The sequence below is a fragment of the Variovorax sp. YR634 genome, assembly GCF_900106655.1.
Taxonomy (GTDB): domain Bacteria; phylum Pseudomonadota; class Gammaproteobacteria; order Burkholderiales; family Burkholderiaceae_C; genus Variovorax.
The window spans coordinates 146,961-161,530 of the sequence record NZ_FNOL01000014.1; the positions used below are offsets into that span (position 1 = coordinate 146,961).

Annotated in this window: 11 protein-coding genes; 5 read left to right on the forward strand and 6 right to left on the reverse strand. The window is 66.0% G+C overall.

Features of this window, described 5'->3' with window-relative positions; genetic code table 11:
* Positions 1 to 184: 184 nt before the first annotated feature.
* Positions 185 to 655 carry an Lrp/AsnC family transcriptional regulator gene (locus BLV60_RS22315; protein ID WP_093057502.1) on the forward strand — a complete coding sequence of 157 codons (471 nt, stop codon included), beginning with the start codon at positions 185 to 187 and terminating at the stop codon, positions 653 to 655.
* Between the two features lie 12 nt (positions 656 to 667).
* Here the strand turns inward: BLV60_RS22315 and BLV60_RS22320 are convergent, their stop codons facing one another.
* The 6 genes from BLV60_RS22320 to ugpB all read right to left on the reverse strand — a co-directional run bounded on the left by BLV60_RS22320 (position 668) and on the right by ugpB (position 8,083).
* Positions 668 to 3,100, reverse strand: a complete 2,433-nt coding sequence (locus BLV60_RS22320) for a DUF3772 domain-containing protein (RefSeq protein ID WP_093057464.1) — start codon at positions 3,098 to 3,100, stop codon at positions 668 to 670.
* A 77-nt stretch (positions 3,101 to 3,177) separates the two neighbouring features.
* The gene (gene ugpQ / locus BLV60_RS22325) at positions 3,178 to 3,924 is read right to left on the reverse strand and encodes a glycerophosphodiester phosphodiesterase (RefSeq protein ID WP_093057465.1); all 747 of its coding nucleotides are present in this window, start codon (positions 3,922 to 3,924) and stop codon (positions 3,178 to 3,180) included.
* 3 nt (positions 3,925 to 3,927) lie between these two features.
* Positions 3,928 to 4,935, reverse strand: a complete 1,008-nt coding sequence (gene ugpC / locus BLV60_RS22330) for a sn-glycerol-3-phosphate ABC transporter ATP-binding protein UgpC (protein WP_093057466.1) — start codon at positions 4,933 to 4,935, stop codon at positions 3,928 to 3,930.
* Between the two features lie 3 nt (positions 4,936 to 4,938).
* On the reverse strand, positions 4,939 to 5,790 hold the full coding sequence (gene ugpE, locus BLV60_RS22335; protein WP_093057467.1) for a sn-glycerol-3-phosphate ABC transporter permease UgpE: 852 nt from the start codon (positions 5,788 to 5,790) through the stop codon (positions 4,939 to 4,941).
* Between the two features lies 1 nt (position 5,791).
* A complete protein-coding gene (gene ugpA, locus BLV60_RS22340) occupies positions 5,792 to 6,673 on the reverse strand; it encodes a sn-glycerol-3-phosphate ABC transporter permease UgpA (RefSeq protein ID WP_093057468.1) in 882 nt (293 codons plus the stop codon).
* A 99-nt stretch (positions 6,674 to 6,772) separates the two neighbouring features.
* The gene (ugpB, locus tag BLV60_RS22345) at positions 6,773 to 8,083 is read right to left on the reverse strand and encodes a sn-glycerol-3-phosphate ABC transporter substrate-binding protein UgpB (RefSeq protein ID WP_093057469.1); all 1,311 of its coding nucleotides are present in this window, start codon (positions 8,081 to 8,083) and stop codon (positions 6,773 to 6,775) included.
* A gap of 236 nt (positions 8,084 to 8,319) precedes the next feature.
* On the opposite strand from ugpB, the gene serA reads away from it, so the two are divergent.
* The 4 genes from serA (at position 8,320) to BLV60_RS22365 (ending at position 14,428) form a co-directional block, all read left to right on the forward strand.
* The gene (serA, locus tag BLV60_RS22350; RefSeq protein WP_093057470.1) at positions 8,320 to 9,552 is read left to right on the forward strand and encodes a phosphoglycerate dehydrogenase; all 1,233 of its coding nucleotides are present in this window, start codon (positions 8,320 to 8,322) and stop codon (positions 9,550 to 9,552) included.
* Between the two features lie 147 nt (positions 9,553 to 9,699).
* Positions 9,700 to 13,578: a DUF3683 domain-containing protein gene (locus tag BLV60_RS22355; protein ID WP_093057503.1), complete on the forward strand. Its 3,879-nt coding sequence runs from the start codon at positions 9,700 to 9,702 to the stop codon at positions 13,576 to 13,578.
* Positions 13,575 to 14,015 (forward strand): HIT family protein, encoded by a 441-nt coding sequence (locus BLV60_RS22360; protein WP_093057471.1) that lies wholly within the window; start codon positions 13,575 to 13,577, stop codon positions 14,013 to 14,015. Before BLV60_RS22355 ends, BLV60_RS22360 begins: the two co-directional genes overlap by 4 nt.
* Positions 14,015 to 14,428, forward strand: a complete 414-nt coding sequence (locus BLV60_RS22365; RefSeq protein WP_093057472.1) for a gamma-butyrobetaine hydroxylase family protein — start codon at positions 14,015 to 14,017, stop codon at positions 14,426 to 14,428. The genes BLV60_RS22360 and BLV60_RS22365 overlap by 1 nt, the downstream gene beginning before the upstream one ends.
* The last annotated feature ends 142 nt before the right edge of the window (positions 14,429 to 14,570 follow it).

The following is a 14,570-nucleotide window of genomic DNA, read 5'->3' on the forward strand; positions in this document are numbered from 1 at the left end:
GGATGCGTCTGAAGCCGCCGGCGGGCGCCGGTGGCGAGGAATTCAGCGACCCTGGATCGCGGCATGCGTCCCGGGCGCCTCGGAGTCTAGATCGTACTTTGCACAATTAAGGTGCATGAACGGCTCGGGCTTACCCCGCTTTGCGCCATAAAATTGCATGAATTTGGTGCATTGGGAGAAGAAATTGCATGAGATCGAACTCGACCGGATCGACCGGAGGATTCTTGAGCACCTGCAGGTGCATGGCCGTGCATCCAACCTTGAACTGGCCGAGGTGGCCAATCTCTCGCCGGCGCAGTGCCTGCGGCGCCACCGGCGGCTGGAAGAACTGGGGCTCATCAACGGCTACGCGGCGCGGCTGAACGCGCGCCACATCGGGCTGGGCGTGATCGCCTTCATCCACGTGACCATGGCGCGCGGCCATGTCGACGAACTGCCCAAGTTCCAGGACCTGATCGCCGACCTGAAGCAGATCCTGGAGTGCTACTCGGTGACGGGCGACTTCGACTACGTGCTCAAGGTCGTCGCGCAAGACCTGGAGGCGCTCTCGCAGTTCCTGATGCACACGCTGATGCACATGCCCGGCGTGTCGGCGGTGCGTTCGAGCGTGTGCCTCAACGAAGTCAAATTCACCACGGCGCTGCCGCTGGAATGACTGCTGGAGTGATCAGCTCGGCATGCCGGGAATCGGCGAGGCGGGCGACGAAGGCACGGAGGGCGTCGCGAGCGCTTCCGGCGCGGTAGCCGTCATCACCATCGTCGGCACGGCCAGCGGCAGCGAGGCCTTCTTCAGTTCGTCGAGGATCGCGAACAGCAGGTCGCTGCGCACGCCGCCCGCGAGCCGGGGGCTCGCCACATAGGCGATCGCCTGGAAGATCAGCAGCCCGTTCTCGATGCCCTCGAGCGTGAGCGACGGCGCCGGGGTTTCCAGCACGCCTTCGTGCGCCTTGCAGGCCGCGAGGATCAGGTCGCGCACGCGCTGCGCGTCGGTGGTCAACGGCATCGGCAGGCGGATCAGCACGCGTCCCTCGGCGTTGGCCAGCGTCATGTTGCGCACGGTCTTGGTGATGAACTCCGAGTTCGGCACGATCAGCGTCGAGCGGTCGCCCAGCTGGATCTCGGTGGCGCGCACGTTGATGCGCCGCACGTCGCCCTCGGCCGTGCCCAGCACCACCCAGTCGCCCACCTTCACCGGCTGCTCGGCCAGCAGGATCAGCCCCGAGATGAAGTTCTGCACGATCGCCTGCAGGCCGAAGCCGATACCCACCGACAGCGCGCTCGCCACCCACGCGATGCGCTCGATGCCGATGCCCAGTGCGGAAAGCGCAAACGCCACCACCAGGATGCCGCCCACATAGCCCAGCAGCGTGGTGATGGAGCTCTGCATGCCCGGCTCGAACTTCGTGTTCGGCAGGTAGGCTCTTTCGAGCCAGCGCTTGAAGATCCGAAGCACGACAAAGCCCACCACCGCCACCGCGATCGCGCTCAGGATCGCTCCCGGCACCAGCTGGAACTCGCCCACCTTCACGCCGGTGCCGAACTTGCCGCTGCGCTGGAACACCTCGCCCGGCCCCGTGCCCAGCGGCGCGGCCAGCGCTATCAACATGTAGAAGAACAGCGCCACCCGGCTCAGCGCCGACAGCACCGTGGCGACCTGGTCCAGCGTCTGCGGCGCGAGGTTGAAGCTCTTCTGCAGCCGCTGGCCGAAGGCGGCGCGCGACGACACCGTGGCCATGAACACGTCGTCCGCGAACTTGAACAGCACGTAGAAGGCGGCAGCCACGATGCCGCTCCAGGTGAGCTGCGAGGCCAAAAAGCTCGCCAGCGCCACGTAGCCGACAGCCACCAGCACCCAGATCGCGATCATCAGCGCGCCGATCAGCGCCACCAGCAGGCCGACCCACATCGGCCGCTCGGGCAGGCCGGCCTCGGCCGCATCGGCGCGCAGCGGCTTCACGACATAGAGCACCGTGGCGACCAGCGCCGTCAGCACCAGCGCCGTGAGCACGTGCGTGGCCACTACGGCCGCGAAGCTCGCGTCGATCAGCGCGTTGACCTCCGCCGGGGTCCACGCCAGCGCGGCCACCAGCGCCACCAGCCAGGGCAGGGCGGCGAGCCGCGTGGCCATGGCGTCGGGAATCGGCGGCAGGCGCCACGAGGGCCGGCGCGTGGCCAGCAGCCCGCGGCCCAGCCCGATCACGAAGGCCATGAACACCAGCGCCTGGGCCGTCGAATTGAGCACCTTGCGCGCCTGCGGCTCCCAGGTGGCAAACTCTTTCAGCACCTCGACGAAGCCGTGCGCGGCCACGGCCACGAGCAGCACGTGGCTCGCGACGATGCCGATCACCAGCACCGAACGCCGCAGCCGCCCCGCCGGCAGGACGCGCGCGGCCAGCCGGGCGAGCAGGACTTCGGCCGCCCAGTTGCCGAACACCGCGAGCAGCAGCGCCCCGACCAGGGCTGCGATCACCTGCAGGCGCGTTTCGGGTTGGGTCGCGGCCACCAGGCCGTCGTTCACCGAGGACACCATCGCCTTCAGCCGTGCCTGGTCGTCGGGCCAGGCCTCGCGCAGGTCGTTCCAGAACTCGGCGGTCAGCGGCGAGGCCGCGCGCTCGGTGAGCTGCGCCTCGAACAGCGCCCGGCGCTGCGTGACCAGTTCGGTGCCGCGCTGCCGTACGTCGACCGACAGCAGGCGCGCAAGGCGGATGTCGGCGTCGAGTGCGTTGCGCTCCTTGGTCAGGCGCGCGCGCTGGCGGGTGATGTCGGGGTCTTCGGTGGCGCCAGCGGCGGGCGGGTTGCCGAGTTCGCCGAGCCGGGCGTTCAGATCGGCAAGCTCGCCGGTGCGCGCGGTGACGAACTTGTCGGCCTGGGTGCCGATGTCGTTGATCTGCGCGAGCAGCTTGCGCGCGTCCTCGTCGGTCTCGGCGGCGGTGCTGAGCTTGGTGAACTGCTCGCGCAGTTCGGCCACTGTGGGGGCGGGGGCTGCTGCGGCCGCGGCAGCACTGTTGGCGTTGCCGCCGAGGTCTGGCTGCGCCGAGGCGCCGCCGCACATGCACAGGGCTGCGAAGCAGAAGCTCGCGAAGCGTAGGGTCCAACTCATGGCCGCATCATAGAAGCCGCCATTTCGTAAGGGCCGGTAAGAAGTAAGTGCGTAGGTGCGGCCTCAGCCGCGCAGCTTCAGCCGGCGGGGCTGAACAGGTCCACCCTGTCGGTGATGATGCCGTCGGTGCCCAGGTCGATCAGCCGCTGCGCAGCCCACTCGTCGTTCACCGTGTAGCTCAGTGCGCGCAGGCCTGCGCCGTGCACTTGCGCCACCACCGCCGCGTCCCACAGCGCGTGGTTGCAGACGATGGCCACGCAGTCCAGCTGCTGCGCGGCCTCGAGCCAGCCGTTCCACAGCGTGTCGAGCAGCAGGCCGCGCGGCAGCTCGGGTTGCGCCGCCTGCGCGCCTTTGAGCGATTCGACCTGGAAGGACGTGAGCAGCGGTGGCACGGCCGCGCCCTGCCACAGGCGGGCGGTCTCGCGCGCCACCACTTCACCGGTTTCGCGCTCGACGCCGGGCGTCGGCTTGATCTCGATGTTGAGCAGGTGCCCGTTGGCCAGGCAGAAGCGTGCGATGTTCTCCAGCGTGGGCAGCGGCTCGCCCGCGTAGGCGCGCGAGTGCCAGCCGCCCGCGTCGAGCTGCGCCAGCGCGCTCCAGGGCTGCGCGCCGCCGATGCCGTGGCCGCTGGTGGTGCGGCCGAGCGTGGCGTCGTGCATGAGGAAGACCACGCCGTCGGCGCTGAGCTTGGCGTCGCACTCGAACATGCGGTAGCCGTGCGAGGCGCCGAGCTTGAAGGCCGCAAGCGTGTTTTCGGGTGCCAGCTTGCCGGCGCCGCGATGCGCGACCCAGCGGGGATACGGCCAGGGTGTCGACAAGGCCATCGTTCAGTCTGCGCGCTTGCCCGAACCGGCGTCGAACCAGTGCAGCTTGTCTTCGCGCGCCGCGATCTTCACGGTGTCGCCCGCGACCGGTGGATGGTCGCCTTCGTCGGTGCGCATGATGATCTGCTCGTCGCCGATGCGGCCGTACACCAGGCGCTCGGCGCCCAGCAGTTCGACCTGCTCGACCTGCACCGTCCAGCCGCTTTCGTCGAGCTTCAGGTGCTCGGGGCGAATGCCCAGGATCTGGCCCGGGCGCACGCCCGGCGCGTGCCGCAGCAGGTTCATCGGAGGAGAACCGATGAAGCTCGCCACGAAGGTGGTGGCGGGGCGCGAGTACACCTCTTCGGGCGTGGCGAACTGGTCCATCACGCCGCCGTTCATCACGATGATGCGTTGCGCCAGCGTCATGGCCTCGACCTGGTCGTGCGTGACGAACAGCGAGGTGATGCCGAGCTCGCGGTGCAGCTTCTGGATTTCGAGGCGCGTCTGCGCGCGCAGCTTGGCGTCGAGGTTCGACAGCGGCTCGTCGAACAGGAACACCTGTGGCTGGCGCACGATGGCGCGGCCCATGGCCACGCGCTGGCGCTGGCCGCCGGAGAGTTCGCGCGGCTTGCGCTCCAGCAGGTGGCCGAGTTCGAGGATCTTCGCGGCCTTGTCGACGCGCACCTTGATCTCGTCGACCGGCACCTTGGCGATCTTCAGGCCGTAGGCCATGTTTGCGAACACGCTCATGTGCGGGTACAGCGCGTAGTTCTGGAACACCATGGCGATGTCGCGCTCGGAGGGTTCGAGCTGGTTCACCACCTTGTTGCCGATGGCGATCTCGCCGGCCGAGACTTCCTCCAGGCCCGCCACCATGCGCAGCAGCGTGGACTTGCCGCAGCCCGAGGGGCCGACGATGACGATGAATTCATGGTCGGCGATCTCGGCGCTCACGCCGTGGATGACCTGGTTGGCTTTCGGCCCGTGGCCGTAGCGCTTGATGACGTTGCGTAGGGAGAGAGCAGCCATAACTTATTTTTCAGTGTCCACGAGGCCCTTGACGAACCACTTTTGCATCAGCACCACCACCAGCGCGGGCGGCAGCATGGCTAGGATGGCGGTGGCCATCACGACGTTCCATTCGTTCTGGCCATCGCCGCCGGCAATCAGCCGCTTGATGCCGACGACGATGGGGTACATGTCTTCGTTGGTGACAGCCAGGAGCGGCCAGAGGTACTGGTTCCAGCCGTAGATGAACTGGATCACGAACAGCGCGGCGATCGAAGTCTTCGACAGCGGCAGCAGCACATCGAAGAAGAAGCGCATCGGACCGGCGCCATCCATGCGCGAGGCCTCGGTGAGCTCCTCGGGCACCGTCAGGAAGAACTGGCGGAACAGGAAGGTGGCCGTGGCCGACGCGATCAGCGGCACCGTGAGGCCCGCGTACGAGTTCAGCAGGCTCAGGTCCGACAGCACCTTGTAGGTGGGCAGGATGCGCACTTCCACCGGCAGCATCAGCGTCACGAAGATGGCCCAGAAGCAGATCTTCTTGAACGGAAAGCGAAAGTAGACGATGGCGAAGGCCGACAGCAGCGAGATCGAGATCTTGCCGATGGCAATGACCATGGCCGTCACCAGGCTCACCCACATCATGTGCGCAACAGGCGCGTTCGATCCGGCGCTGGTGGCGCGGCCGAAGAGCGCGGCCTTGTAGCTGTCCAGCATGTGGCTGCCGGGCAGCAGCGGCATGGGCCGCTGCACGATCTCCTGCGCGGTGTGGGTGGACGCCACGAACGCAAGGTAGATGGGGAAGGCGACGATGATGACCCCCAGGATCATCACCACGTGGGCCAGGATGCCCTGGGTGCTTCGTTTTTCAACCATGTCAGTACTGCACCTTCTTTTCGACGTAGCGGAACTGCACGATGGTCAGCGCGATGACGATCACCATCAGCACCACCGACTGTGCGGCCGAGCCGCCAAGGTCCAGTGCCTTGAAGCCGTCGTGATAGACCTTGTAGACGAGGATTTCGGTGTCCTTGCCGGGGCCACCTTCGGTGGCAGCGTGGACGATGGCGAAGGTGTCGAAGAAGGCGTAGACCACGTTCATCACCAGCAGGAAGAACGTGGTGGGCGACAGCAGCGGGAACTGCACGGTCCAGAACCGGCGCCACGGGCGCGCGCCATCGATGGCTGCGGCCTCGATCAGCGATTTCGGAATGGACTGCAGGCCGGCCAGGAAGAACAGGAAGTTGTAGGAAATCTGCTTCCACACAGCCGCCATCACGATCAGCGTCATTGCGTGCCGCGAATTGAGCAGGTGGTTCCAGTCGATGCCGATCTTGCCGAGCGCGTAGGCCACCACGCCCAGCGACGGCGAGAACATGAAGACCCACAGCACCGCTGCCACGGCGGGGGCCACCGCGTACGGCAGGATCAGCATGGTTTTGTAGAACATGCCGCCGCGAACGATGCGGTCGGCGAACACGGCGAGCGCCAGCGACAGGCTGATCCCGATGCCGGCCACCAGCACCGAGAAAACGGCGGTGGTCTTGAACGACTCGGCGTAGGCCGGGTCGTGGAACAGCTCCTTGAAGTTCTGCAGCCCGACGAACTCGACCGATGTGCCGAACGCATCCTGCTGCTGCAGCGATTGCAGGATGGCCTGCCCCGCCGGCCAGAAGAAAAACACGAGGATCACCGCCATCTGGGGTGCCAGCAGCAGCCAGGGCAGCCAGCCCGAGCGAAAGAAGACGCGTTTTTCCATGAACCCTCTACGTAAAAAATCCCGCCGCGCCCACTCTTGTAGAAGAGTGAGCGGGGGCGGGCGATATTAGCCGGACACGAGGGGCCCGGTCGTCAATCGTCAGCTCTTGTTTGCCTTCTGGAAGCGTTCCAGCTGCTCGTTGCCGCGGGTCACGATGGCGTCGAGGGCTTCCTTGGCCGTCTTCTTGCCGTTCCAGACCTGTTCGAGCTCTTCGTCCTCGATGGCGCGGATCTGCACGTAGTTGCCCAGGCGGATGCCGCGGCTCTTGTCGGTGACCTTGCGGATCATCTGCGTCACGGCCACGTCGGTGCCGGGGTTCTGCTTGTAGAAGCCCGACTCTTCGGTGAGCTTGTACGAAGCGGTGGTCACGGGCAGGTAGCCCGTGCGCTTGTGGCTGGCGGACTGCACTTCAGGCGTCGAGATGAAGCTGAAGAACTTGGCCACGCCCTTGTATTCGGCCGGCTTCTTGCCCGACATGACCCACAGGCTGGCGCCGCCGATCACGGTGTTCTGCGGTGCGCCCGGCACGTCCGGGTAGTAGGGCAGGGGCGCCAGGCCGTAGGCGAACTTGGCGTTCTTTGCCACGTTGCCGTAGAAGCCCGAAGAGGTGTTGATCATGGCGCACTCGCCCGACACGAACGAGGCCTCGGGCACGTTGCCACGGCCCTTGTAGATGAACAGGCCCTGCTTGGCCATGCTGGCCAGGTTCTCGATGTGGCGCTGGTGCAGCGGCGAGTTCACCTTCAGGCGCGCGTCCAGGCCCTGCAGGCCGTTGGCCTTGCTGGCGAATTCCACGTTGTGCCAGGCCGAGAAGCTCTCCACCTGCGTCCAGTTCTGCCAGGCCGTGGTGAACGGGCACTTGTGGCCGCTGGCCTTGAGCTTGGCGGCGGCGGCTACCACCTCGGGCCAGGTCGACGGCGCCTTGTCGGTGGGCAGGCCGGCAGCCTTGAAGGCGTCCTTGTTGAAATAGAAGATGGTGGTCGAGCTGTTGAACGGGAAGCTCAGCATCTGGCCATTGGGGGCGGTGTAGTAGCCGGCCACGGCAGGGATGTAGGCGGCCGGGTCGAACTTCTCGCCCGCGTCCTTCATGACCTGGCCGACCGGCACGATGGCGCCCTTGCTGGCCATCATGGTGGCGGTGCCCACTTCGAACACCTGCAGGATGTGCGGCGCGTTGCCGGCGCGGAAGGCCGCGATGGAAGCCGTCATCGATTCGTCGTACGTGCCCTTGAAGGTCGGGATGACCTTGTATTCCTTCTGGCTCTCGTTGAACTGCTTGGCCAGATCGTTGACCCACTCGTTGTTGACGGCGGTCATGGAATGCCACCACTGGATCTCGGTCTGGGCCTGTGCCACGTTGAACAGCGTGGCGGCCAACGCCGATGCCAGCGCAAGCGTCTTGAATCGCATGAAGACTCCTGAAGGGAAAAATGGAAAGCGCGGATGCTAGGGCATGTGCATGACACAGCCGCGTCACATTGGCGCATGGAGCGCGGGTTGCTTCCAATCGGGGAAACCCCTTTGGCCCTGTTTGCATCAGGCCCGGCGCGGGCTGCGGCCCTGCTTGCTGCGCCGCACCATGCTAGCATCGCCCTCCCTTTTTTGGCCTAGCCTGTCGCCACGGCCGGGACTTCTGCGAGAGCGCCATGAGCAGCAAAACCTCCCTCGACAAAAGCAGGATCAAGTTCCTCTTGCTCGAAGGCATTCACCCCTCGGCCGTGGAGGTGCTGCGCGCCGCCGGCTACACCAACATCGAGTCGCTGCCGGGCGCGCTGCCCGACGCCGAGCTCAAGGCGAAGATCGCCGACGTGCATTTCCTGGGTATCCGTTCGCGCACCCAGCTGACGGCCGAGGTGTTCGCCGCCGCCCACAAGCTGGTGGCCGCCGGGTGCTTTTGCATCGGCACCAACCAGGTCGACCTGGAAGCTGCCCGCGAGCACGGCGTGGCGGTGTTCAATGCCCCGTATTCCAACACCCGCTCGGTGGCCGAACTGGTGCTGGCCGAAGCCATCCTGCTGCTGCGCGGCGTGCCCGAGAAGAGTGCGGTGGCGCACCGCGGCGGCTGGCTCAAGTCGGCCGACAACGCGTTTGAAATCCGCGGCAAGACGCTGGGCATCGTGGGCTACGGCTCCATCGGCGCGCAGCTGTCGGTGCTGGCCGAGGCGCTGGGCATGCACGTGGCCTTCTTCGACGTGGTCACCAAGCTGCCGCTGGGCAATGCGCGCCAGGTGCGCGAGCTGCACCAGTTGCTGGCCCAGAGCGACATCGTGACGCTGCACGTGCCCGAGACGCAGGCCACGCAATGGATGATCGGCGCGGCCGAGATCGCGGCCATGAAGCCCGGCGCCATCCTGATCAACGCCTCGCGCGGCACGGTGGTCGAGATCGACTCGCTGGCCGAGGCCCTGAAGACGAAAAAGCTGCTGGGCGCCGCCATCGACGTGTTCCCGGTGGAGCCGCGCAGCAACAAGGACGAGTTCCAGTCGCCGCTGCGAGGCCTCGACAACGTGATCCTGACGCCGCACATCGGCGGCTCGACCATGGAGGCGCAGGCCAACATCGGGCTGGAAGTGGCGGAAAAGCTGGTCAAGTACAGCGACAACGGCACTTCGACGTCTTCCGTCAACTTCCCTGAAGTGGCGCTGCCTGCGCACCCTGGCAAGCACCGGCTGCTGCACGTCCACCGGAACGTGCCTGGGGTGCTGTCCGAGATCAACAAGATCTTTTCGGACAACCAGATCAACATCTCCTCGCAGTTCCTGCAGACGAACGAGAAGATCGGCTATGTGGTGATGGACATCGACGCGGCATCCTCGGACCTGGCGCTGGAGAAACTGGCGAAGGTGGGCGGGACGATTCGCAGCCGCGTGCTGTTCTGAGTTTCCTTGAGAAGGGGCGGGGAGCCCTCCGGGAGCCATGCTTAGCACAAGGCCGTAGCAACCGTCACGAGGCAAGTCCCCAGGCGCTGCCCTAAAATCCCCAGCCCGGCTATGGGCGCGCAGCGCCCGGCCGAGGCGCCCCACCCGATGAATGCTCCGACTGCGTTGAACACGCTGTTGGCACAGGCCGCAGAGCCTGTCCGACTGCGCGAGATCCCGTACAACTACACCAGCTTCTCCGATCGCGAGATCGTGATTCGCCTGCTGGGCGAACGCGGCTGGGAACTGCTCCAGACCTTGCGCGCCGAGCGCCGCACCGGCCGATCGGCCCGCATGCTCTATGAAGTGCTCGGCGACATCTGGGTGGTGCAGCGCAATCCGTACCTCGTCGACGACCTGCTCGACAATCCGCGCCGCCGCGGCCAGCTGGTCGATGCCCTCAGGCACCGCCTGACCGAGGTGCAAAAGCGCCGCACCCCCGACAGCGACCTGCCGCGCGACCAGCTCGTGGGCGAACTCACCGGCCTCGTGGGCGAGGCGGTGGCCGCCTTCGACACCAAGTTCCGCGACGTCGCCGCCCTGCGCCGCAAGGCCACGCGCGTGCTGGGCCGGCTCACGGCCAAGGACAACATCAAGTTCGACGGCCTCTCTCGCGTGTCGCACGTCACCGATGCCACCGACTGGCGCGTGGAGTACCCCTTTGTCGTGCTGTGCCCCGACACCGAGGTCGAGATGGCGCTGCTGGTGAAAGGCTGCATCGAGCTGGGCCTGACCATCATTCCGCGCGGAGGCGGCACCGGCTACACCGGCGGTGCCATTCCGCTGACCTGGAACAGCGTCGTCATCAACACCGAGAAGCTCGAGGCGATGACCGAGGTCGAGCACGTCTCGCTGCCCGGCCTGGCCGATCCGGTGCCCACCATCTGGACCGAAGCCGGAGTGGTAACCCAGCGCGTGGCCGATGCGGCCGAGCGCTCGGGCTTCGTGTTCGCGGTCGATCCGACGTCGGCCGAGGCCTCGTGCGTCGGCGGCAACGTCGCCATGAACGCCGGCGGCAAGAAGGCCGTGCTCTGGGGCACGGCGCTCGACAACCTCGCCTCGTGGCGCATGGTCACGCCGCAGGCCGAATGGCTCGAAGTCACGCGCATCGGCCACAACCTCGGCAAGATCCACGACGCCGAAAGCGCCGTGTTCGAGCTGCAGTACTACGCTGCCGACGGCAAGACCAAGCTGCGCACCGAGCGCCTCGACATCCCTGGCCGCACCTTCCGCAAGGAAGGCCTGGGCAAGGACGTGACCGACAAGTTCCTCTCGGGCCTGCCGGGCATCCAGAAAGAGGGCTGCGACGGCCTCATCACCAGCTGCCGCTGGGTGGTGCACAGGATGCCCTCGCACACGCGCACCGTGTGCCTCGAATTCTTCGGCAACGCCAAGGACGCGGTGCCCAGCATCGTCGAGATCAAGGACTTCATGTTCGCCGAGCAGAAACGCTCAGGCGTGCTGCTGGCCGGCCTCGAACACCTGGACGACCGCTACCTCAAGGCGGTGGGCTACGCCACCAAGTCGAAGAAGCACGGCGGCCTGCCGAAGATGGTGCTGTTCGGCGACATCGCCGGCGACGACGCCGATGCGGTGGCCCGCGTCACCTCCGAAGTGGTGCGCATCGCCAACTCGCGCAGCGGCGAAGGCTTCATCGCCATCAGCCCCGAGGCGCGCAAGAAGTTCTGGCTCGACCGCAAGCGCACGGCCGCCATCAGCAAGCACACCAACGCCTTCAAGATCAACGAAGACGTGGTGATCCCGCTGCCGCGCATGGCCGAGTACAGCGACGGCATCGAGCGCATCAACATCGAGCTGTCGCTGCAGAACAAGCTCGCGCTCACCGACGAGCTCGAAGCCTTTCTCATGCGCGGTAACCTGCCGCTGGGCAAGACCGACGATGCGCACGAGATTCCGGCGGCCGAGCTGCTCGAAGACCGCGTGGCACAGGCCGTGGCGCTGGTGCAGGAAGTGCGTACGCTCTGGGCTGGCTGGCTGCAGAACGTCGATGCGCTGTTCCCGCAACTGCAGGACCACAGCCTGCGTGCGAGCTGGAAGACGCAGCTGCGCCAGCCGCTGCAGGAGATTTTCTCGGGCGCCGAGTTCGCGCCGATCCTGGCCGAGTGCACGGCCATCCATAAGCGAGTGCTCAAGGGCCGCGTGTGGGTCGCGCTGCACATGCACGCGGGCGACGGCAATGTGCACACCAACATCCCCGTCAACAGCGACAACTACGACATGCTGCAGACCGCGCATGCCGCGGTAGTGCGCATCATGGCGCTGGCGCGCAGCCTCGACGGCGTGATCTCGGGCGAGCACGGCATCGGCATCACCAAGCTCGAATTCCTGAGCGACGAAGAGCTGCGCCCGTTCACCGAATACAAGGCCAGGGTCGACCCCGAAGGCCGCTTCAACAAGGGCAAGCTGCTGCGTGCGCCTGCCGGCGAGGCGCAGACGCTGCACGCCGACCTGACCAACGCCTACACGCCGAGCTTCGGCCTCATGGGCCATGAGTCGCTGATCATGCAGCAGAGCGACATCGGCGCCATTGCCGACAGCGTGAAGGACTGCCTGCGCTGCGGCAAGTGCAAGCCTGTGTGCGCCACGCACGTGCCGCGTGCCAACCTGCTCTACAGCCCACGCAACAAGATCCTCGCGACCTCGCTGCTGGTGGAGGCCTTCCTCTACGAAGAGCAGACCCGGCGCGGCATCAGCATCAAGCACTGGGAAGAGTTCGAGGACGTGGCCGACCACTGCACCGTGTGCCACAAGTGCCTCACGCCGTGCCCCGTGAAGATCGACTTCGGCGACGTGTCGATGAACATGCGCAACCTGCTGCGCAAGATGGGCCAGAAGAGTTTCCGTCCTGGCAACGCTGCTGCGATGTTCTTCCTGAACGCCACTAATCCGCAGACCATCAAGGCGGTGCGTGCGGGCATGGTGGGCATCGGCTTCAAGGCGCAGCGCATGGCCAACGACCTGCTGCGCGGCCTCGCGAAGAAGCAGACGGCCGCACCGCCAGCCACGCTGGGTCCGGCGCCGGTCAAGGAGCAGGTGATCCACTTCATCAACAAGAAGATGCCGGGCAACCTGCCGAAGAAAACGGCGCGCGCGCTGCTCGACATCGAGGATGCCGACTACGTGCCGATCATCCGCAACCCGAAGGCGACCACCTCCGAGACAGAGGCCGTCTTCTACTTTCCGGGCTGCGGTTCGGAGCGCTTGTTCTCGCAGGTCGGCCTCGCCACGCAGGCGATGCTCTGGCATGCGGGCGTGCAAACCGTGCTGCCGCCGGGTTACCTGTGCTGCGGCTATCCGCAACGCGGCAGCGGCCAGTTCGACAAAGCCGAGAAGATGATCACGGACAACCGCGTGCTCTTCCACCGCGTGGCCAACACGCTCAACTATCTCGACATCAAGACGGTGGTGGTGAGCTGCGGTACCTGCTACGACCAGCTGCAGGGCTACCAGTTCGACAAGATCTTCCCGGGCTGCCGGATCATCGACATCCACGAGTACCTGCTCGAAAAGGGCATCACGCTTGCCGATGCGGGCGGTGGCGGCTACCTGTACCACGATCCCTGCCATTCGCCGATGAAGCTGCAGGACCCGATGAAGACCGTGAAGGCGCTGGTCGGCGACAACGTGCTCAAGAATGACCGCTGCTGCGGCGAATCGGGCACGCTGGGCGTGTCGCGGCCCGACATCTCGACGCAGATCCGCTTCCGCAAGGAAGAAGAGCTGAAGAAGGGTGAAGCCGCGCTGCGCGACTCCGGCAAGGTCGGCTCACAGGACAACGTGAAGATCCTCACCAGTTGCCCGAGCTGCCTGCAAGGCCTCTCGCGCTACGGCAACGACCTGAACAACGGCCTGCTCGAAGCCGACTACATCGTGGTCGAGATGGCCAACAAGATCCTCGGTGCCGACTGGATGCCGACCTATGTGGCCGCAGCCAATCAGGGCGGGATCGAGCGGGTGCTGGTGTGACGAAGGTACAGGGCTGCGTGCTGTGCGAGGGGCCGGGTGGTCGCCTCGTGTTCGAGGGCGCGAAGCTGCGCGTCATCCATGCGGAAGAGGCCGGCTTTCCGGCCTTCTATCGCGTGGTGTGGCGTGACCATGCGGCGGAGTTTTCCGACCTCGATGCCGCAAATCGCACGCTGTGCATGGAAGCAGTGGCGGTCGTCGAGCAGTGCCTGCGCGAGCACCTGAAGCCAACGAAAATCAATCTCGCCGCGCTTGGCAACATGGTGGCGCATCTGCACTGGCACGTGATCGCGCGCTTCGCCGACGACAGCCATTTCCCGGGCTCGGTGTGGGCGCCGGTGCAGCGCGAACGCAATGCGGCGCAGGAAGCGGCTATCGCCGCGCGCCTGCCAGCCCTCGAGGCTGCGATGATCGAACGCTTGGGCAACAGGAGTTTCTGATGGCAGGCTTGAAACCGGGCGCACCGACGCCGCAATCGATCACCGTGCACGGCCAGTCGCGCGTGCTCGAAGTGGGCTTCTCCGATGGCGCGACCTTTCGAATCCCTTTCGAGCTGATGCGCATCTACTCGCCGTCGGCCGAGGTGCAAGGCCATGGCCCGGGCCAGGAAATTCTGCAGACGGGCAAGCGCGAGGTCGAACTCGTCGACCTCGAAGCGGTCGGCAACTACGCCGTGCAGCCGACCTTCAGCGATGGCCACAACACGGGCATCTACTCGTGGGACCTGCTCTACGAACTGGGCGAGAAGCAGGCCGAGCTGTGGGCCACCTACGAGCGCCGCCTGCTCGAAGCGGGTGTCGACCGCGACACGCCGATGATCGACAAGAGCGGCCACGCCTGCGGCAGCCACTGAGCGCGCGAATTCGCCTGAAAATCCGCGCCGCGCTATTGAAAAGATAGCCCTACCCCCAGGAAGGGCGGGACGAAAAAAGCAACAAATGCCCGCCGTGCGCGCGGGGTCGTCGGCTTGATGTGAAGGCTTCCGGCCTAACATC